Source organism: Pseudomonas sp. GW821-FHT02H09 (assembly GCF_059421425.1).
In genome coordinates, this window is the sequence record NZ_JBWKVA010000019.1 from 46,767 (window position 1) to 67,335 (window position 20,569).

The 20,569-nt window shown below is 57.8% G+C and carries 17 protein-coding genes; 7 read left to right on the forward strand and 10 right to left on the reverse strand.

Going from position 1 to position 20,569, the window contains the following annotated elements; translation table 11 throughout:
* Nucleotides 1–5: 5 nt before the first annotated feature.
* Genes bcsB through bcsQ form a run of 3 tightly spaced genes read right to left on the reverse strand, consistent with a single transcriptional unit; the run spans nucleotide 6 to nucleotide 5,694 of the window.
* Entirely contained in the window at nucleotides 6–2,303 is a 2,298-nt protein-coding gene (gene bcsB / locus AC07VR_RS23035) for a cellulose biosynthesis cyclic di-GMP-binding regulatory protein BcsB (RefSeq protein WP_495012648.1), read from the reverse strand.
* Between the two features lie 8 nt (nucleotides 2,304–2,311).
* Entirely contained in the window at nucleotides 2,312–4,531 is a 2,220-nt protein-coding gene (gene bcsA, locus AC07VR_RS23040; protein WP_495012649.1) for a UDP-forming cellulose synthase catalytic subunit, read from the reverse strand.
* Nucleotides 4,528–5,694, reverse strand: coding sequence for a cellulose biosynthesis protein BcsQ (gene bcsQ, locus AC07VR_RS23045; protein WP_495012650.1), 1,167 nt, complete (start codon nucleotides 5,692–5,694; stop codon nucleotides 4,528–4,530). The genes bcsA and bcsQ overlap by 4 nt, the downstream gene beginning before the upstream one ends.
* A gap of 1,544 nt (nucleotides 5,695–7,238) precedes the next feature.
* On the opposite strand from bcsQ, the gene AC07VR_RS23050 reads away from it, so the two are divergent.
* The 5 genes from AC07VR_RS23050 to AC07VR_RS23070 all read left to right on the forward strand — a co-directional run bounded on the left by AC07VR_RS23050 (nucleotide 7,239) and on the right by AC07VR_RS23070 (nucleotide 11,462).
* Nucleotides 7,239–8,021 (forward strand): transporter substrate-binding domain-containing protein, encoded by a 783-nt coding sequence (locus tag AC07VR_RS23050; RefSeq protein WP_495012651.1) that lies wholly within the window; start codon nucleotides 7,239–7,241, stop codon nucleotides 8,019–8,021.
* 57 nt (nucleotides 8,022–8,078) lie between these two features.
* On the forward strand, nucleotides 8,079–8,807 hold the full coding sequence (locus AC07VR_RS23055) for an ABC transporter permease (protein WP_494991223.1): 729 nt from the start codon (nucleotides 8,079–8,081) through the stop codon (nucleotides 8,805–8,807).
* Complete coding sequence (locus AC07VR_RS23060; protein ID WP_495012652.1) at nucleotides 8,804–9,514, forward strand: ABC transporter permease; 711 nt, start codon at nucleotides 8,804–8,806, stop codon at nucleotides 9,512–9,514. The genes AC07VR_RS23055 and AC07VR_RS23060 overlap by 4 nt, the downstream gene beginning before the upstream one ends.
* A gap of 34 nt (nucleotides 9,515–9,548) precedes the next feature.
* Nucleotides 9,549–10,313 (forward strand): ABC transporter ATP-binding protein, encoded by a 765-nt coding sequence (locus tag AC07VR_RS23065; RefSeq protein WP_494991225.1) that lies wholly within the window; start codon nucleotides 9,549–9,551, stop codon nucleotides 10,311–10,313.
* 249 nt (nucleotides 10,314–10,562) lie between these two features.
* Nucleotides 10,563–11,462, forward strand: coding sequence for a polysaccharide deacetylase family protein (locus AC07VR_RS23070; RefSeq protein ID WP_495012653.1), 900 nt, complete (start codon nucleotides 10,563–10,565; stop codon nucleotides 11,460–11,462).
* A 45-nt stretch (nucleotides 11,463–11,507) separates the two neighbouring features.
* On the opposite strand, the gene dsdC is transcribed toward AC07VR_RS23070, so the two are convergent.
* The 7 genes from dsdC to AC07VR_RS23105 all read right to left on the reverse strand — a co-directional run bounded on the left by dsdC (nucleotide 11,508) and on the right by AC07VR_RS23105 (nucleotide 18,768).
* Entirely contained in the window at nucleotides 11,508–12,437 is a 930-nt protein-coding gene (gene dsdC, locus AC07VR_RS23075; RefSeq protein ID WP_494991227.1) for a DNA-binding transcriptional regulator DsdC, read from the reverse strand.
* A gap of 77 nt (nucleotides 12,438–12,514) precedes the next feature.
* On the reverse strand, nucleotides 12,515–13,867 hold the full coding sequence (gene dsdA / locus AC07VR_RS23080; protein WP_494991228.1) for a D-serine ammonia-lyase: 1,353 nt from the start codon (nucleotides 13,865–13,867) through the stop codon (nucleotides 12,515–12,517).
* Between the two features lie 37 nt (nucleotides 13,868–13,904).
* Nucleotides 13,905–15,248, reverse strand: coding sequence for a GntT/GntP/DsdX family permease (locus tag AC07VR_RS23085; protein ID WP_495012654.1), 1,344 nt, complete (start codon nucleotides 15,246–15,248; stop codon nucleotides 13,905–13,907).
* Between the two features lie 186 nt (nucleotides 15,249–15,434).
* Complete coding sequence (locus tag AC07VR_RS23090; RefSeq protein ID WP_494991715.1) at nucleotides 15,435–16,187, reverse strand: amino acid ABC transporter ATP-binding protein; 753 nt, start codon at nucleotides 16,185–16,187, stop codon at nucleotides 15,435–15,437.
* A gap of 11 nt (nucleotides 16,188–16,198) precedes the next feature.
* The gene (locus AC07VR_RS23095) at nucleotides 16,199–16,921 is read right to left on the reverse strand and encodes an amino acid ABC transporter permease (RefSeq protein WP_495012655.1); all 723 of its coding nucleotides are present in this window, start codon (nucleotides 16,919–16,921) and stop codon (nucleotides 16,199–16,201) included.
* 28 nt (nucleotides 16,922–16,949) lie between these two features.
* The gene (locus tag AC07VR_RS23100; RefSeq protein WP_495012656.1) at nucleotides 16,950–17,813 is read right to left on the reverse strand and encodes a substrate-binding periplasmic protein; all 864 of its coding nucleotides are present in this window, start codon (nucleotides 17,811–17,813) and stop codon (nucleotides 16,950–16,952) included.
* A 148-nt stretch (nucleotides 17,814–17,961) separates the two neighbouring features.
* Nucleotides 17,962–18,768, reverse strand: a complete 807-nt coding sequence (locus AC07VR_RS23105; RefSeq protein WP_495012657.1) for a phytanoyl-CoA dioxygenase family protein — start codon at nucleotides 18,766–18,768, stop codon at nucleotides 17,962–17,964.
* 97 nt (nucleotides 18,769–18,865) lie between these two features.
* On the opposite strand from AC07VR_RS23105, the gene AC07VR_RS23110 reads away from it, so the two are divergent.
* Together AC07VR_RS23110 and AC07VR_RS23115 are read left to right on the forward strand one after the other, a co-directional pair.
* Nucleotides 18,866–19,762, forward strand: coding sequence for a LysR substrate-binding domain-containing protein (locus AC07VR_RS23110; protein WP_494991233.1), 897 nt, complete (start codon nucleotides 18,866–18,868; stop codon nucleotides 19,760–19,762).
* 159 nt (nucleotides 19,763–19,921) lie between these two features.
* The gene (locus AC07VR_RS23115; RefSeq protein ID WP_495012658.1) at nucleotides 19,922–20,557 is read left to right on the forward strand and encodes a hypothetical protein; all 636 of its coding nucleotides are present in this window, start codon (nucleotides 19,922–19,924) and stop codon (nucleotides 20,555–20,557) included.
* The last annotated feature ends 12 nt before the right edge of the window (nucleotides 20,558–20,569 follow it).

The following is a 20,569-nucleotide window of genomic DNA, read 5'->3' on the forward strand; positions in this document are numbered from 1 at the left end:
GCGGCTCAATGACCAAGGCGACGTTTGGCCCTTTGGCGCAGGGTCAGGTAAACGATCGAGGCAAGCAGCAAGCCCCCCGTGAGGGTGATCAGCACCAACGCCAGTACGTTTTGCGAGAGGTACCATTGCAGGTAGCGCCATGCTCCCAGTTTTCCGACGTAGTAATCCTGTTCGGCGACCAGCGATTCGACGTGTTTGCCCCTGACCACCACCAGGCTGCCTTGCAGCTCGTGGGCGTTTTCTTCGGTGCTTTGCAGGGCTGCGGTCACATCGGCCAGGCCGTTGGGCCTTGCACTGGCGATGAACACCACACTGCGCCCGCTCTTGAGCGGCGATTCAAATCCGGTCAGATAAGCACTGCCATCCTCAGCGGAAAACCTGAGGCTGTTGCGTGCTTCGCGCAGATTGGTTTTCGCATCCGGGCTGATCCAGTTACGCACTCGCAGGGGCAGGTCGGACAGTTCAAAGTATTGCGTAGCCCCTTCGTCCCTGGCCGGCAGAAAGCTTTGCCACTGGTCCAGCAATGGCTGATTGTTGCCCGAGGCAAGTACCAGCAAATCCCGGTCGCGTTGATCGGCGAGCTGGTCGGCGTGAACCACTCTCACGCCGGTCGCCGGATAGCCGGTGGAGTCGCCGAAACGGCCCAGCAGGGTCAGGTAGGCGCTCAGATCGGCGGGGCCCGGGTTATCGGACAGGATCACCGAGGTTTCAGAAAGGTCGGCCATGCGGGTGAACGGGAAGCCACTGTCCTTGAACACTCCAAGGTTGGGCATGGCCATAAAATGGTCGTAGTCGCTCAGGTCCAGGGTCGAGTCCGGATCGATCACACCGCGCATGTTGTCGATAATGATGTCGCGGCATTCGCCCTGTTTGGTGTACTCATACATAAAACGAAATTGCAGGCGTGATTGCAGTGCCACTGAGTTGAGCGGCAACAGCATTCGCGACGTACGGGCCAGGCTGTCGTCGGTTTTGAGCATCGCCAGCAGGCTGTTGCTGCTGCCAAGTTTCTCGATCGAAGGCAATTCGATTGACTTGATCAGACTGTCGTTGAAGCTGATCAGCAACGAGGAATTGGTGGCGATCGGTTGGGGCGTATAGCGGTATTTCAGGTCAAGTTTCGCGCCTGGTTCGCGCCAGTTGAACAGGTCCGGCGGCAAGCGCAGCGTAACCGCCATTTGTCCCGGGTTATAACCCGACACATTGAGCTCAGCGGGCTTCGCCAGTTCACCCAGACGAACCGGGCGATCGGAGGGCAGCCAGTTTGGCGCGTCATACGGCTGGCGTGGCTTGAGTGAGTCGATCCGCTCGATCACTACGCTCTGCCCCGAAAAGGCTGAACTGCCGAGGGCCAGGGCTGTCGCGGCGATTTTGAGGTCGGCGCCATCGCGCCCGGAAACGATCAACAGCTTGCCCTGAGCATCGTTCGGGTTGCTCATCATCGTCAATGTCGGCCCTGTGGCTTCCTTGATTTTCAAGCCATCCAGGCGTGCGGCTTCGCTACCGCTGACAAAAACCACGGCGTTGCCTTTGGCTGGCAGGTTCGTGAGGCTGGCGGGAAAGGTCGCGCCGCGGTAGCTGGCCAGGGCGCCAAACCAGGAAGACAGGATGCCCGCGGCTTCCAGCTCCGGACCGTCAGGGCGCGAGACAAACACGAAGGGCAGCCTCAAGGGCAAGGCATCCCGACGATCGAACAAAGGCTGCGGCAGAGCGGACAGATCGTTGGGCTGTTGAATCGAAGACACCTGCAGGCTCAACTGGCTCTCGTTGCCGATTCTGGCCCAAAGGCTTGAGTGCAAAGGGTCTTCACATTGCATTGTGTAGTGTCCAATGAACTGCAGGCTGAGCCGGTTGAATTCGGTGATCATCTGTGGCGGGATCTGAACGGTCCGGGTCTGCAACTGACCGGCCTCTTCCTTGGGTAAGGGCAGGCTGGCGGCCACCTGGTCGTTGACCAGCACGTTGATTTGCGAAAGGTCGGCCAGCAACGCCGGTGAATAGCTGTACTGCAGCGTGACTTGCGCCGATGTCACGACTTCATCGGCGCGCACATTGAAGTTCACACTGTCCGTCGCCTCGGCTCCCTTGAGGTTCATCGAGTAGCTTTTGCCCAGCTCCTTGAGGGTGCGGGTATAGCGGTTGCCCGCAGCATCGCTCAACGGTGCGACCGGCATCACCGCCGGGACTGTGGCGCTGGTTTGTGCGGTAGCACTCAAGGCCAGGTCGCTCCAGCCCAGTAGCGAGCAGGCGATCAGCATGAGAGAGCGGCGAGGGAGAAAGGTCCGGCGAAAGGAATGCTTCAAGATCGTTGCTAATCCGCGGTGGAGTCGATAGGTGATGGAGCGTTCGAACGTTTACGCAGCAGGGCATGGCCGTCTTTTACGGTTGCGACGAACAGGTTGAGGATCGCGCGCAAGCCAATGCTGCTGACCTCGCGCAATGCCGCCAAGGGGGCGTCGAGACGGCCGTTACCCCAGGTGTTGGCCCACGTGTCGGCCCGTGAAAACGTCAGACGCACCAGTTCGCTTTGCTGGCGCAGGGTCAAGGCACCGAATTGCATGCCCGCCACGCTGTCGTTGCTGAATACCGCCGTTGCAGGAAAGATGCTTGAGGGAGGGCTGCGCAAAATACAGAACCGCAGCTTTTCATCGGCAGTGAGCTGAACCTCGGGTGGCAGTGTCAGACCTACGCCGTTCTGCGAGAAATTCTGGGTTTTGCAATCGAACGACGTGCCGTCTTCGCGATAGATGCGCACGGGTAGATCGGCTGGCACCCTCGGCTCTGCGCGCGCTTGAGAGGCCTCACTGGCCACTGCTACGGCGGTGCTGACAATGATGATGTTGTACAGGGTCCAGGTCAGGTTGATCGCCAGGGTGGTGACCTGGGCCGAATCACCCCCGATCAGTTTCACCACACCGCATACCAGACCGATCATGTTCAAGGTCAGCAGGACGATATAAGGCCGCGCGAGCTTCCAGTCGAAATACTCCTTTTCGATGATGCCGCCCTTGTCGGTCACATTGAACTTGCCCAGCGAAGGGCTGATCAGGGCCAACAGTACCGGCCGCATGATGTACCAGGCCAAAACCGACTCATACACTTCGTTCCAGAATGAATGGCGGAAGCGGCCCTGGATGCTGGAGTTGGTCAGGCTGGAATGGACAATATGCGGCAGTACATAGACCGTGACCATCAACGCCGAGGCGTGGAAAATCTCTGCACCGAAAACCAGGTAGGCCAATGGTGCGGTCAGGAACACCAGGCGAGGCAGGCTGTAGAAAAAGTGCATCATGGCGTTGAGGTAGCAGATACGCTGCCCCAGGTTCAGCCCTTTGCCGAACAGCGGATTGTCGGTGCGAAAAATCTGCGCCATGCCGCGCGCCCATCGTATGCGTTGGCTGATGTGCCGGGAAAGGCTTTCCGTGGCCAGTCCCGCTGCCTGTGGAATGGCCAGGTATGCGGTATTGAAACCACGGCGGTTGAGCTTGAGCGCGGTATGCGCATCCTCCGTCACGGTTTCGGTCGCGATACCGCCGACTTCCAGCAAGTGTGTGCGCCGCATGACCGCGCAGGAGCCACAGAAGAACGTTGCGTTCCAGAGGTCGTTGCCATCCTGCACCAGGCCGTAGAACAGCTCACCTTCATTGGGTACTGAGCGAAAGGTATCGAGGTTCTTTTCGAAGGGATCGGGTGAATAGAAAAAGTGCGGTGTTTGCAGCAACGCCAGATTCGTGTCCTTGAGAAACCAGCCCATGGTGATCTGCAGGAAGGAGCGGGTAGGGACGTGGTCGGCATCGAAGATGGCGATGAACTCTGCGTCAGTGACTTTGAGCGCCTCGTTGAGGTTGCCGGCCTTGGCATGCCGATTGTTGTCGCGGGTAATGTAGTTGACACCAATGTCCTGGCAGAAAAGCCTGAACTCCTCCCGACGTCCGTCGTCGAGCACATGCACACGCAGTTTTCCCTCGGGCCAGTCGATGGCCTGGGCGGCGAGCACCACCAGTTTCACGATGCTCAACGCTTCGTTATAGGTGGGAATGAAGACATCTACCGTTGGCCATTGAGCGGGTGCCTGCTGCAAAATCTGCGGTTTGCGGTGCAGCGGCCAAGCCGTTTGTACGTAGCCGAATATCAGCACGAGCAGGGCATAAAGCTCGGCCAGCACCAGCCCGTAGCCAAATACGGCATCCTGCCAGTTCTCAAAGCTCAGGGTGTCGGACAGGCGCCAGTACATGTAGCGCAATGAAGCGATCAGCGAGAGTGTTATCAGGGTCAGGATCGCCAGACGGCCGGCTTGCCTGCGGATGATCAGGCTGGCGGCAAAACAGACGGCGGCAAACGCTCCCTGGGAATACAGATCCAGAGGCGCAGTGAGGATGCCCAGTGCCAACACCGCAGCTATCAACCCGATCGAGATCTTCAGGCCCTGGCGACAGCGAAGGGGCCATCGGCTGACACGAGCCTGCAAACTATCCAGTAGTTCCTCTAGCCGCCACGTCCTCGCGGGTGCCTGATTCAGCTGGACGGTCATGGTGCAATCCGCTCGCCGGAGGAATCCTGGAGAAGCAGCGCATGGACCGAGCGCGATAGCGCAAAAATGTCTTTGCAGGCGATGCTGCCGGGTGAGTACTGCAGTGGGTCTCGACCATAGGCCAGCGATTCGTTGAGCTGGTGATCGTGATGAATCGTCCCGATCAGTTCAGTATCCAGCCGCCGCTGAAACAGCACGCCCATGTCCCTGCTGAAGGCGCGAGAGTCATCCTGTTGGTTGAGCACATACCTGTGCCGTTGCCCACGTCGCCGGCTGGTTTCCAGCCAATGCGTCATCGTGTCCAGTGCCAGATAGGAAGCCGCATCGGCCACCGTCACCACCAGTACCAGATCGGCGGCATCGAGTGCCTGTTGCGAATAGACGGTCGCGCCCGAAAGGGTATCCAGGATCACGGTATCGTTTTCGCCGAGGTTCATCGCCGCAAGGCGCTGATTCAACCAGTCAGGATCTTCAAGCATCAGCTGCTTGAGCGATCGGCGATCGTTCACCTCGCCCGTGCCGAAGGGCAGGGACTCACTGTCGCCATAGCCCTGCAGGCAATGAGCGCTCCAGTCTGCGGCCTGCTGTCTGAGCTGGATCAGCCCGAGAACCTGTCTGGTGATGCCCAAGTGGCTGGACAGGGCGTTCTGAGGGTCCAGATCGATCGCAATGGTTCGCCCGCCAGGGCGCCGGAGTGTTTTCGCAAGGCCTGCTGCGACGGTGCTTTTACCCACTCCGCCGTTCGCTGAAACGACAGCGATGACCTTTGCCTTGGTCCGCGTGCGAGCCGCTTCTGGCAGACCGTCTCTACGAACCTGGTGGAGTTCGCGCAACAGCTCGCTCAATAGCTGACGGTCACCCGTTGCAGAACCTGCAGATGATGCAGTCAGTGAAGGGGCGCACGTTGGCGAGATGACGACGTTCTTCAAAGGCTCGACCGGCGCGCCAATCAGCTGGGCGGGCTCTGGCTCGTCAGGCGTAAACACCGTGGCCGTTGGTTTGAGGGGGGGCAATGTCACGGTCAACTCTTCTTCAGTCGCCGACACCGTCGGTGTAACCGGGTCATCTTTGAAGTGTTGATAGTTTGGTTGTATTTCCTGGTAGCTTCCTGCACTGGCGCCAAAACTTGTAAACAGTTTTGCAATGTCGTCTACATATTTCATGCGTTGTACCAGGAATGAAGTAACTCGGAAACTCAGGGTTCCGTTAACTAGACGGGTTTGTTGCGTTGTCTTTGTATCGACAGAGTCGGACTAGTTTGTGGTGATGGCGTCGTGCTGTCAACGATTGTTATAAATGGTCGGGTTGTGTTTTTTATTCGCCTGAACGCTATCAGGGTGTTGCGTGATTCGCAGAGCTGCGAATATCAGGGAGGTTATATAATGTAGTTTGGAGAAAGTGTAATGCGCTATTGGAAGGCGGGTGCCTTTATCAGGGTAAGTAACTTTCAGAAGCGAAAGAGCAGTCAGTTTCGGACGTCTTCGAGGAATTGTTTCTCGGCTATATTTTAAAGAGGTTGACCTGCGTGTTGGCAGAAAGAGTGACGGCATTCAAAATATGCCTTTTCAGATACGGTACGGGCGTCCCAAGGCTGCGCGTCAGGCGACGTAAAGCTGCAAGGACGCTCACCGTCAGGCCTGGGCGGCTCGACGTCAGTCCCCACGTAACTGCGATGTATTGTGGCCTCAAGACTTTTTTGGTGATAATTTCCGAAGGTTCCGGGAGACTGTTGGTCGTCATTGAAGCGCAACTTCTCTCGCGGTCGTTATTTTTGCAGTGGGTGTTTTTTAGTAGCAGATAAAATGAACGATTTGACGTTCTCTATTGTCCGTTATCAGACAGTGATTCTTATTAAGTTCCAGACTCAGGCCTGAGATCGAAGCAAGGGGCTTTATAGGCTTGAGTAGATTCAAGCGTGTAAAATAATTAACGCGCTCATCATGAAAAACTTTCTGCGGGAGTCGTATCGACGAGATTTAACCGCATGATGGGGGTGAATAGTTGACTAAAGTGTTTTTTTATGGAGGTGTTGCGGTCTTTTGGCGAGAAGTTAATCGGCGGGTCCGTATTAGTATTTCACCGTCTATGCGCTCCATCTGAACGAAAACTCTGTGCCGAACCTTCGATGAGCTGCGCCCGTCTGGACTTCAATAGGGCACCCGGCGGTCTTTCACGCCGCCCGGGCTCAAAGCAGAGATTCATACACTTCGTGATAAGCGGCCCTGCACGAAAGTAACGACGCTCCTCCAGTCTCAATCCGTGGCGTCAAACGCTTTGTGCCAGCAGACGAGAGCGACAGGGAGAGACTCGACCAAGGGGTGTTTTCGCACGCACGATCCCATCTCAAATTGTTACCGGACGTACCTGAACGGCGCAAAAACGTGGCTGCGGTAACAGTTGCGAGCGCTTCTGAAAAATCTTCGATAATTTATTTGTCGTCTCGTAAGGCCCGTTCCAGACGGTTCCTGGCTGCTTTTCAGATCTTTTTTAGCGTCCACTCAGCGAGTTGGCCGCTTGATTGCATAAGCTTGTACATACAAGTATGTGTGTGTGCGTAAGAGTTAATAGGGCGTCTTGACGCACAGGCGGTTTTTAAAACACTTGTCCGGAATGTTGGTTCGGAAATTTCTACGTTCATAGCGTCGCACGCGTTCCAGTAACAGTACTCATGCGCCACAAGCGCTCATATTGGTTTTAGGAATTGAATATGAAAAAAGCATTGCTAACCCTTTCTGCACTGACTTTATGCATGGCTGCCGGCTCCGCGCTGGCCAAGGAGTATAAAGAGCTGCGTTTTGGTGTTGACCCTTCCTATGCGCCGTTCGAGTCCAAAGCGGCTGACGGTAGCCTGACAGGGTTCGATATCGACTTGGGTAACGCGATCTGCGCCGAACTGAAGGTCAAGTGCAAATGGGTCGAAAGTGATTTCGACGGCACGATCCCGGGCCTGAAAGCCAACAAATTCGACGGTGTGATCTCGTCGATGACCGTGACCCCGGCCCGCGAAAAAGTCATCGACTTCTCCAATGAGCTGTTCGCCGGTCCGACTTCGCTGGTATTCAAAAAAGGTTCCGGCCTGAGCACTGAGATTGCCTCGCTCAAGGGTAAAAAGGTTGGCTACGAGCAAGGCTCCATTCAGGAGGCCTATGCAAAAGCCGTACTGGACAAGGCCGGGGTGGAAACCCAAGCCTATGCCAACCAGGATCAGGTCTACGCCGACCTGGTCTCCGGCCGTCTCGACGCCTCGATCCAGGACATGCTGCAAGCCCGGCTGGGCTTCCTGAAGTCGCCACAAGGTGCCGATTTCGAGGTCAGCGCGCCAGTCGACAGCGAACTGCTGCCTGCCAAAACGGCGGTGGGCATCGCCAAAGGCAACACAGAGCTCAAGGCCCTTCTGGATAAAGGTATCAAAGCGGTGCACGACAACGGCACCTATGACGCGCTCCAGAAGAAGCACTTCGGTGATCTGAATCTCTACAGCGGCAAGTAACGAGCCGGCGCCCGTCCTGTGGATGGGCGTTTTTTTATCGCTATAGGTCCCTGAATTATGTTCGAAGCACTGTTACAGACCCTCGGGCTTTCCGCGTTCAGCCTGAAGGGGTTCGGCCCTTTGTTGCTGGAAGGCTCCTGGATGACCGTCAAGCTATCGATACTGTCGCTGTTGTTGAGCGTGCTGCTCGGCCTGATCGGCGCCAGTGCCAAGTTGTCCAGCATCAAGCTGCTGCGGGTTCCGGCCCAGCTCTATACCACACTGATCCGCGGGGTGCCGGACCTGGTGCTGATGCTGCTGATTTTCTACAGCCTGCAAACCTGGCTGACCAGTTTCACCGTAGCGTTGGGCTGGGAATACATCGAGATCGATCCGTTTGGCGCGGGGATCATTACCCTGGGCTTCATCTACGGTGCGTATTTCACCGAGACCTTTCGCGGCGCGATCCTCGCCGTGCCGCGCGGGCAGATGGAGGCCGCAACCGCCTATGGTTTGAGCCGTATCCAGCGTTTTCGCTTCGTGGTGTTCCCACAGATGATGCGCTTCGCCCTGCCGGGTATCGGCAATAACTGGATGGTGATCCTCAAGGCCACCGCGCTGGTGTCGATCATCGGCCTCGCCGACCTGGTCAAGGCCGCTCAGGATGCCGGCAAAAGCACCTATCAACTGTTCTTTTTTCTGGTGTTGGCAGCGCTGATTTACCTGGTGATCACCAGCGCTTCGAACGTCGTCCTGCGCCGCCTCGAACGGCATTACGCGTCAGGTTCCCGGGAGGCTGTACGATGATTGAGCTCTTGCAGGATTACTGGAAGCCCTTCCTTTATAGCGACGGCTACCACATCACCGGCCTGGCGATGACGCTGTGGCTGCTCAGCGCCTCGATCTTCATCGGTTTCCTGGCGTCGGTTCCGCTGTCCATCGCCCGGGTCTCCAACAAGTTCTACGTGCGCTGGCCGGTGCAGTTCTACACCTACCTGTTCCGTGGTACGCCGCTCTATATCCAGCTGCTGATCTGCTACACCGGGATCTACAGCCTGGCTGCCGTCCGCGCGCAACCGGTGCTCGATGCGTTCTTTCGCGATGCGATGAACTGCACCATCCTGGCCTTTGCCCTGAACACCTGTGCCTACACCACGGAGATTTTTGCCGGGGCGATTCGCAGCATGGCCCACGGTGAAGTCGAAGCCGCGAAGGCCTATGGCCTGAGCGGCTGGAAACTCTACGCCTACGTGATCATGCCCTCGGCCCTGCGCCGCTCGTTGCCCTACTACAGTAACGAAGTGATCCTGATGCTGCACTCGACTACCGTGGCCTTTACCGCGACCGTCCCGGATATTTTGAAAATTGCGCGGGACGCCAACTCGGCGACCTTTTTGACCTTTCAATCGTTCGGCATTACCGCGCTGATCTACCTGAGCGTCACCTTTGCGCTGGTCGGTTTGTTCCGCCTCGCCGAACGCCGATGGCTGGCCTTTCTGGGCCCGGCTCACTAGGACTTCTACTTCCCCTTTGAGGATGCTTGCGCACATGTACAAACTGACCATTGAAGACCTACATAAAAGTTACGGCAGCCATGAAGTACTCAAGGGTGTCTCGCTGAAAGCCAAAACCGGTGATGTGATCAGCCTGATCGGCGCCAGCGGTTCGGGCAAGAGCACCTTTCTGCGCTGCATCAACTTTCTCGAAACACCCAATGGCGGCGCCATGAGTCTGGACGGCCAGTCGATTCGCATGGTCAACGATCGACACGGCATGCGCGTGGCCGACGACGCTGAACTGCAACGAATTCGCACCCGTCTGGCGATGGTGTTTCAGCACTTCAACCTGTGGAGCCACATGACCGTGCTGGAAAACATCACCACGGCCCCGCGTCGGGTGCTGGGTGTCGGCAAGAAGGAGGCAGAGGATCGGGCCCGACGCTATCTCGACAAGGTCGGTCTGCCGTCCCGCGTTGCTGAACAATATCCGGCGTTCCTCTCCGGCGGTCAGCAACAGCGCGTGGCCATCGCTCGGGCCCTGGCCATGGAGCCGGAAGTCATGCTGTTCGACGAGCCAACCTCGGCCCTCGACCCGGAACTGGTGGGCGAAGTGCTCAAGGTGATCCAGGGCCTGGCCGAAGAAGGTCGGACCATGATCATGGTCACCCACGAAATGAGCTTCGCTCGCAAGGTGTCAAACCAGGTGCTGTTTCTGCATCAGGGACGGGTCGAAGAGCAGGGTGCACCCGAGGACGTACTCGGCAACCCCCAGAGCGACCGCCTGCGGCAGTTCCTCAGTGGCAACCTGAAGTAAGCGCCATCCTCCGTGCAACACCTTTGAGCGACTGGCCAGTTGCTCAAAGGTGTATTGTCTGCCTGGTTCAGTCGAGCCAGTGTTCCAGGCGCCGGTTGAAGCGCCCGCGATCTACTTTGCCGCACATTCTGTTAGCCTCATGAACGACTGAACTCAAAGGTCGCTCGCCTGTCGAAGCGCTCAGCCCCTGATCGCTGACTTCAGAGAGCGGCGTGGGAAGTTCGAACGATCTGGATTAAGGCAAAAAACATGAAGCGGATCGTCACCGTTTTATCAGCGTTCGCTATCGCAGCAGGCCTCTTCGGTTGTATCAGCCAGCCGATCGAAATGACGCCGCAGACAGCGCAGCGTTTGCAATCGCAACCCCCGATCCGTTTTCTGCTGACCTTCGACGACGGTCCAAGCGCGTCCGGGTTTTACAATCCGACGGTCTCCGTTCTCGACGATCTTGCCCATAATCCGGTGCAATCGGGTATCAAGGCGGTCTTTTTTGTGCAGACTCGTGCGACAGGGGCGGGTGGCAGCGAACGGGGCCGGGAAATCATGCACCGTGAACATGACGAAGGTCATGTGCTGGGCTTCCACACTGCCACGCCGGGGCACACCAATCATCGCTCGCTGAACCCGGAAAAACTGGAGCAGTCGCTCACCGATGGCAGCGCGGACATTGCTGCAATCACAGGCGCGGCTCCGATTTTCGTGCGCCCGCCATTCTGGAATTACGATAAACGTACCTTCGCCGCGTATCAGCGCCATGGCATGCATGTTTTGCTGACCGATCTGAGTGCCAATGACGGCAAGATCTGGGGCTACAATTTCAGTCTGCGTAGACGCTCCAACATGCTCAGGCAAATGTCCGAGGTGCGCGAGCGGATCGCCGCTGGAGAGTTGCCGACGGTCGATGGCGCCATTCCGGTGGTGGTGACCTTTCACGACCTCAATCGCTACACATCCCGGCATATGCAGGAATACCTGCAGATCCTGATCGACAGCGCGCGCGAGACGGGCGTGGCAACCGCAGCCAAGCCTTTTTACGATGACCGATCGGCGTTGCAGCGTGCCGTCATGGCCCGCACGGTCAGCGATAGTTCCGAACCTGTCCGTTTGCCAGGGTTCTGGAACTGGTTTTGGAAAAGCAATTCGGATTAAGACTGATAAGCAGGTATGGCGCCGGCGAAATTTTTTCGTCGGTGGTTACGTACATTCGTGCAGCCAGTCAATCAATACCTGGACGCGCTTTGGCATGGGGGTGCGCTGAGGGTGGACCAGGAAATAGTCGTAACGCCCGGGCTGGGTAAAACCGCCAAAGGGCAGGATCAATTCACCTTGATCTATTCGTCGTTGCACCAGGCGCTGGCGACCGATTGCTATACCGACATTATTGATTGCCGCGGTAACGCATAAGTCGGAACGATCAAAGGTCAGGCTTTTTTTCGGTAGCCACGCTTGCATGCCTTGATGCCCGGCCCACAGCTGCCACTCTGCATCGTAAACGGCGTTTTCCCAGGCCAGAGCGTCGTGCAGAAGGGTGCAGGTGCGCAGGTTTTCGGGGTTCTCCAGCAAACCATGTCGATGAGCGTATTGAGGAGTGCAAACGGGGGCGATGGTTTCGCTCATCAGTTTATGGCTGACCAGGCCAGGGAATTCACCGTTGGCATACAGCAGGGCCAGGTCGATATTTTGGGTGCGGAAGTCGATGTTGTCGTTTCCGACGCGGATATCCAATGAGATTTGAGGGTAGCGTTCGTGAAAATCGGCCAGGCGTGGCACCAGCCAGCATTGAGCGGCCGAGGGGCGGGAGTAGAGCGCGACTGAGCCGGATATTTCCGAGTCAGGAGATGGTTGCAGCGCCTCCGTCAACTCGTCCATGACGCCTTGCAGAATCATGAACACGCGTTCGCCTTCGACCGTCAGCCGGACTTGCCGTGTCAGGCGCTCGAACAGGCGCAGTGACAGGGCGCGTTCGAGTTTGCCAATGCGATGGCTCACGGCACTCGGCGTCAGGCACAGCTCTTGTGCGGCCAGGGAAAAGCTCAGGTGTCGAGCCGCCACCAGAAAAGTATGCAGGTTGGCAAACTGCGTGCTATTGATTTGGGCCCCAGGTCGGGGGGGAAGGTTCAGCATCAATAGGTACTCCGCTGGCGAAAATCGATGGATCCGTGCCCCTGCATTGAGCACGGGCACGGACCGACGATCAAGGTTTATTGCAGTGCCAGAAGCACCCGTCCTTTAGTCAGGTAGGCGTCCATTTCTTCGTCGGGCACCATGCTGCCTCCAGTGCCCCACACCAGATGGGTGGCGTTGGCCAGGCGCGACTCGGTCAGGTTCAGGCGCTCTCGATAACCCTGTTGCTCCTGCACAACCCTGATCAGGCCAGGAACGCCTGCCAGCGCGGAGGGTTCCAGTTTAATGCCTTCGGTCGATTCCATCAGGGCCAGCAGGCGGTACATTTCCTCATCGCTGATCGTGTAGTAACCGTCGAGCAAGCGTTGCATCGAACGACCGACGAAACCGGACGGTCGACCCACCGCCAAGCCATCGGCCGCGGTGCTGTTGTCGATGCCGAAGTCATAGACAGAGACCGCATCATGCAGACCGGTATAGACCCCCAGCAGCATGCAAGGCGAGTGAGTCGGCTCGGCGAAGATGCAATGCACTGCGTCGCCATAAATGTGCTTGAGGCCAAAGGCAACGCCGCCAGGGCCACCGCCTACGCCGCACGGCAGGTAAACGAACAGGGGATGTTCTTGATCAACGGTGATGCCCGCCGCCGTCAGCTGTCGCTGCAAGCGCTCAGCGGCCACGGCATAGCCCAGGAACAGGTTGACCGAGTTTTCATCGTCGACAAAATGGCAGTGCGGATCGGACTCCGATTGTTTACGGCCTTGCTCGACGGCCACGCTGTAATCGGACTCGTACTCCATCACGGTGACCCCGCAAGAGCGCAACTTGTCTTTCTTCCATTGCCGCGCGTCGGCGGACATATGCACGGTGGCCTGAAAGCCCAGACGGGCACTCATGATGCCGATGGACAGCCCGAGATTGCCGGTGGAGCCGACGGCAATACTGTACTGAGCGAAAAATTTGCGGGCTTCTTCGCTGTCCAGTTTCGCGTAGCTGTCGCCGGGTTGAATCAGGCCCGAGGCGAGAGCCAGGTCTTCGGCATGCTTGAGTACTTCGTAAATCCCGCCGCGGGCCTTGATCGAGCCGGAAATCGGCAGCAGGTTGTCGGCCTTGAGCCACAAGGCGCCCTGCGATGCCTGCGGGTATTGGCTGGCCAAAGCCGCCTGCAATTTAGTCAGGGGCAAAATCTCGGACTCGATGATGCCGTGACTGGCGCTGGTCTGAGGAAAAACCGACATGATAAATGGTGCAAAACGCTCAAGCCGGGCGCTGGCATCAGCGATATCGGCGGCGGTCAAGGCCACGTCGCTCAACGCCTGTGCGGCAGGGGCGAGGGCAGGGTTGAACCAGGTGGTTTCCTTCAGGTTCACCAGTTCGGTGATCAAGGGATGGCTTTCGCACCATGATTCGATGGTTTTATCCAGGGTCATCTTGTTACTCCAGACTTTTAATTGCAGACGGACGGGCTCACACCCAATGCGACAACAGTAGTGTCATCCCCAAGGCGATGACTGAGGCGAGCACGGTACCGGCGGTAAATTTTTTCAGCGCATCACTCAGGGAGACGCCCAGGTATTCCTTGACCACCCAGAAAGCCGAGTCAGTCACGGTGGTCCAGCCGATAGCGCCGGCACCGATGGCGATCACCATGAGTTCGCGGTTTTGCCCTGGCATGGCGTCCAGGATTGGCAGAATCATGCCAGCAGCACTGACCATTGCCACGGTTGCCGAGCCCACGGCCAGGTGCATCAGGCCGGCGACGAGCCAGGCCAGGAGGATCGGATTGATGTCCCAGTGCCCCAGTGTGCTGGCGAGGACTTTGCCGACGCCGCTGTCAATCAGCACGCCATTGAACGCGCCACCGGCGCCGATGATCAGCAAAATGTTCGCCAGCGGGGTGAAGCAGCTCTGGGTCAAGACCTGCAGTTGCGCCATCTGCAAGCCACGGCGCAGTCCCAGCGCCCAGTAGGCAAAGATCACTGCGATCGCCAGGGCGGTCAGGGGGTTGCCGAGGAAGGTCATCAGGCTGTACAGGCTGGTGCCTTGAGGCAGGCTCATGACAGCCAACGTCTTGCCGACCATCAACAGCAGCGGCAACAGGATGGTAAACAGGGTCAGTCCCAGGCCTGGCAGCTCTCGGTGCGGACTCAGGACGCAGCGCTCATCCAGGAAAGCCTCTTGGCTAGCGGGCGCAGTGCGCGAGCAGACCAGGTTGACCCAGACAGGGCCGGCGATGATGGCGGTCGGCAAGCCGACGATCAAACCGTAGAGGATGACGGTGCCGACATCGGCGCCGAGCATCTTGGTAATCGCCATGGCGGCAGGATGGGGCGGCAGCATGCAGTGCACGGTCATCAGCGAAATGGCCAGCGGTATTCCGACATACAGGATATTGAGGCGGGTTTCCTTGGCGACGACGTAAATCAGCGGGATCAGCAAGACAAACCCCACCTCGAAGAACACCGGGATGCCTACGACGAAGCCAACCAGCATCATCGCCCATGCGGCGCGCTGTTCGCCCAGGGCATTGAGCAATGCCTGAGCGATGCGCTCGGCGCCACCTGACTCTTCGAGCATTTTGCCGAGAATACTGCCCAGGCCGATGATCGCTGCGAGAAAGCCCAGAGTGCCGCCCATGCCTTTTTCAAAGGATTCGGCAATGCTCGGCAAGGGCATACCGGCCCCGGCGCCGACGACAAAACTGGCCAGCATCAAGGCCAGGAAGGAATGAACTCTGAATTTGACCACCAGCACAATGATCATCACGATCGCTGCCAGTAGTATCAGTAATAGGCCCGCATTTTCTTGCATGACAACCCCTTATTATTTTATTGAGCGCGTTAACCCGCATACCTCACGGTGCGGCGGATTAAGCGCCAGCGCTGAAGGGGTTTACAAAGGATGCTTTTTCAACGAACGGGTGATCTGATGTCACCTATGGGGGAGGGGGTTCCCCATGCCGGATTCAGTGAAGAGCCTGACATGAGGAGGCGCTGGTCAGTGCTGCATCGACTGGATAAAACTGGCGATGCGGCTGTTGTTGGGAGAGGCGAGTAGCTGCTCCGGGCAACCGGATTCAAGAATGCCACCGTCAGCGACAAAGCAGATGCGGTCGGCCAGTTTGCGTGCAAAGTTCATTTCATGGGTGACGATGATCATCGTCATGCCTTCCTGGGCGAGTTGGCGGATGGTGTCGAGCACCCCGGACACCAGCTCCGGGTCAAGGGCCGAGGTAGGCTCGTCGAACAGGATCAGTTCCGGTTTCATGGCCAGGGCTCGCGCGATAGCGACTCGCTGACGCTGCCCGCCGGAGAGTTGGTCAGGGTAGTAGTCGAGGCGTGCCGACAGGCCGACCTTGTCGAGAATGGCCCGGGCTTCGGCGATTGCCTCGTGTTTGGGGCGGCGTAGCACATGCACCGGTCCTTCGATGACGTTCTCCAGAACAGTACGATTGCTGAACAGGTTGAACTGCTGGAACACCATTGGCATTTTGCTGCGCGCCATGCGCAATCGGGATTCGTCCACCTGTTGGTAGGTCTGGTTGTCCTGATGGCACAGCCTTTCCCCGGTAAAGGTGATCTCACCGGCGCAGGGCGTTTCAAGAAAGTTGATGCAGCGCAGCAGCGTCGACTTGCCGCCGCCGCTAGGGCCGATAAGAAAGATGACTTCGCCACGCTTTACGGTGAGGTCAACGCCGCGCAGGATTTTGGTGTTTCCGTAGGCCTTATGCAGGCCGCTGATCTGCAGGATGGGATCGGCATTCATGATTTGGCCTCTGTCAGCCTGGAGGATATTGGACTCGTATCGGTACGGGTGCCTGTGCGCAGGTGGGCCGGTGTCAGGCGTTGCTCGATCCAGTGCACCCCGCGTGCAGCAATGAAGCTCAGGACGAAATAGATGATCGCTACCATCAGATAGACCTGCATGCTGAGGAAGGTATTGGCGATAACGATGCTGCCGTGACGCAGTAGCTCATTGACGGCAATGAAGGAAACCAGCGAGGAGTCCTTGAGCAGTGAGATGAAATAGCCGCCCACTGTCGGGATCGCAATTTTCAATGCCTGAGGCAGGATCACTCGCAGATAGATCCTGGTGCGCGACATGCCAATCGATAGACCCGCCTCCCGCTGGCCCTTGTCCAGCGAGAGGATGGCGGCACGAAAGACCTCGGACAGGTAGGCGCCGAGGTTGAGGCTAAGGCCCAGCACCCCGGCCCAGAAGCCGGAAAGTGTCAGGCCGATTTGCGGCAGGGTGAAGTAGATCACCAGCAACTGTACGACCAGCGGCACGCCTCGCCAGAGTTCCACATAGCTGCGCAGTGGCCAGTCCAGCCAAGACCGGCGCGCCAGTCTACCGAGAGCGACGGCAATGCCGATCAGTATGCCCAGGGTCATGCTCAACACTGACAGTTCCAGTGTCACTACCGCGCCCTTGAGCAAGAATGGGAAGTACTGGGGGATGAGGACAAACAAGAAGTCGTACATGGCGGGTATCCCTCTGTTTGCTTAAGGGTCAGTGCTTGATCAGCCTGGTTTGCATGGAGTCCCATACGCCGTATTTTTCGAGGATGGTCTGGTGAGTACCATCGGCGATCATTGAGTCGAGTGCGCCGTTGATGGCTTCGCGTAAATCCCCACATTCGTCACGCACGGCGATCGCTTGCGTACCGTAGATGTACGGCGCCTTGGCTTCGGCAGCAGCCCATTCCGGTTTCGGTTGATAAAGGATTGGCTCGCCGACGACGCGCAGGTTCTTCATGGTTTCCTTCTGGCCAATCAGGGTGCCCTGATCGAGCAGGACGGCATCGGCCTGATTGTTCTGCAGGGCCTGGAAGGGCTCGCCGAAACCGTTGAAGTCCATGACTTCGCCCACCACGCCGGCGTCAGCCAGCCGGTGTGCGTTGAGCGAGTCGTCGGTCCCCATCACGCTGGCGAGTTTCTTGCCTTTGAGGTCGTCCATCGTTTTGATCGGTGAGTCGGTCTTCACGATGACGTAGTTGTAGCTCAGGAAGTAAGGATTGCTGAAGAGGATCCCGGCGTTCTTTACCCGTTCCTGGGTCGCCGACATGGCGGAGAGAATAATGTCCCAGCGCCTGGATTTCATGCCGGGAATCAGGGTCGACCATTCGGTAACGACATACTCGGTCTTGGGGACGCCGATACGTTTACCGATCTCCTTGAACAGCTCGGCTTCGAAGCCGCCGTAGCTGCCATCTTCGTTTTGCCAAATAAAAGGTTTCGTGCCCATCAGGCCGTTACCGGATCGCAGCACGCCTGAGGCTTTGACGTCCGCCAGGCAGCTGCTACCGGCCTGAGCCAGGCCGGCAGTGCCGAGGAGCAATGCAAGAGCGCTGATTTTGAGTAATGAACGTTGCATGGGTGTGTCTCCGATTGGGAATGTTATTTTTATTTTGCTGAGCAAAAGCTCTCAATCTCGGAACCGTGTATCTATGGTGTGCAACTCCTTCTCCCTGATTCCCGGGGAGGCGAGCGATGAAGGTAGGGGGCAGGCGTGTGCAGTCGTCTCAGTCGTCTTTGCGCCAGACAACCGGAAACCAGTCTTCGCGCATACGGTCGCCGGTTTTCAGGTTGATCCCCGGGAAGGGCGGAGATGTGCGCCCGGGGCGCGCGATGTAACGCACATCGTCGCCGATGAAGCGGGTCGAGAATGCTCTTCTGCGCCCGGTTCCCTGGTTGCCCGCGGCACCATGCACAGTGCGAAAGTCAAACACCACGGCATCGCCCGGTTGCAATTCCGGCGAGAGGATTCTGAAGTCGCCGTTATCCACATCCGGCATGTCCATAAAGACACTTTCCCCGGTTGTCGAATGGGTCTCGCCATAGAAGTTCGTATTGCTGGCCCAGCTTTTCGGTCGTACCGGTTTAGGCCACAGATGTGAACCGAGTACCACGCTCAGGGTGTTGAGTCTGGTCACCGGATCAAGCGGAATCCAATAGCTGGCAGTCTGCAATCCATCCACGCAGTAGTACGGCAGATCCTGATGCCAGGGCGTTGGTTTGGAGGTACCGGGCTCTTTGACCAGGATGTGATCGTGGAAGACCTGCACCTGGTGTGACTGCATGATGTGGCCCGCGATCCCCGCTGCCGGTGAGTTCATGACAAAGTCGGTAAAGGCCGGGATACGTTGCCAGTTGCAGTAGTCTTCGAAAAAGCGACCGTTTTCGCCGCTGCCCACGTTCTCTATCGCAAACTGGCTGGGTTGCGCGAGGTTCTGTTCGAATCCTTCACGCAGGCGTTCGATCCAGTCGGTGAAGACACCGCGCAGGACGACAGCGCCATCTCGCTGAAATACCTCGACATCGGACATCATCAGACTTGCTCCTCTGGTGTTAGCGGTGTGCGAGGAGTATTGCTTTTAAGCCTGAATAGGAAAACTATATATTTCTTATTCTTGAGTATAGGAAAAGATGATAGGTTTTTCGTTCCGACAGCTGGAGTACTTCGTTGCCGCCGCCGAGCATGGAAGCATCAGTGCCGGGGCAAGGGCGCGACATGTATCGCAACCCTCGGTGTCCCTGGCCATTTCTCAGCTGGAAGAGGTGCTGGGTGAGCGCCTGTTTCGGCGCCAGGTCAGTCGCGGGCTGGAGCTGACGCCGGCAGGGCAGCGACTCTTGGGGCGCGCGCGGGACATTCTCAATCTGGCGGCGGCGATGACCGAGGAACATAGTGACCGGCAAACGCTACGTGGACAGCTGACGCTGGTCTGCTTTCAGGACCTGGGACCTTATTTCGCACCTCGATTACTGGCCGGCTTTCGTGCGCAGCACCCAGAAGTGTTGATCACGCTGTTCGAAACCGATCTGGCGGGTGTGCATCGCACCTTGAACGCAGGCAAGGCGGAGCTGGCATTGACCTATGAGTTGGGGCTCGATCCGCTGACCGAGCGGCAAGTGCTCGCTCAACTCTCACCCTATGCCTTGCTGCCAGCCGATCACCCGCTGGCAGCGCAGGAGGACGTATCGCTCTTTGATCTGGCGCGCGAATGTCTGATTCTCGAAGACATTGCGCAGACGCGAGAGTACTTCCTCTCGCTATTCTGGTCGCACGATCTGCATCCAATGGCGCAGCAATACACCCAGACCTTCGAGATGCAGCGCGGCCTGGTTGCCCATGGTTATGGCGTGGCATTGTCTTGCACCCGTCCGGCAGGTGATCAGAGTTACGACGGTAAACCGATTGTCTGTTGTCCGCTGCGCGAAGCCGTCAAGCCGCAGCGCGTAGTGCTCGCCCAATCCAGCGCAATGCGCCCGTCACAGGTCGCTGAAGCCTTCATGCGCTGGGCTGCCAGCGAAGCCCTGCCATAGCGTCAATCTGCTCATTTGCGTTCGACTGCACTGCATGGCGGGTGAATTTGATCCTGTCACGCAGGGCAATGTCTCGACGGAAGGTCATTTTTCAATATTGACATATATATATGTCGAAACTACCGTTATTGAACAAACCATCAATTCGAGTCTCCCGCCATGAACATCAAAGCTCTGGGTTTCTTGCTTTTTGCACTTTGCGCTCAACCGGTCTGGAGTTACGCCGCTCAAAGCCCGGCGCCTGTCGCGGGGGCGCCAGAAGCGGCGCTCACGACTCGACTGGCACTGCGGGATCTGTGGGTGGAGCACATTTTCTGGATCAGAAACTACGTTGTCGCCAGCCAGCAAGGCAATCGCGCGCAGGCGGATACAGCGGTGGCTCAAGTGGTGACCAACGCCACCTCGATAGCCAATAGCCTTGCACCCTTGTACGGCCAGCCTGCAGCCGATCAGCTGTTGAAGCTGCTCGCCGGGCATTGGGGGGCGGTGAAACATTACAGCGATGCCTCTGTAGCCAAGGACACCAAGGGGAAAAATGCCGCCGTTGAAGAACTGACCAGTAACGCCAAAGCCCTGGCGCATTTCCTGGCCTCGGCCAACCCCAACTTGCCGGAGGGGACATTGGTCGCCATGCTCAGCACTCACGGCGGCCATCACATCGCGCAAATTGATCAGTTGGGCAAAAAGGACTATGCCGCTGAAGCCCGAACCTGGGCGGCGATGCGGCAACATATGCAGGTCCTTGCAGACACTTTGGGTGCAGCACTGGTCAAACAGTTTCCGGACAAATTCTGACGTTGGACGGGG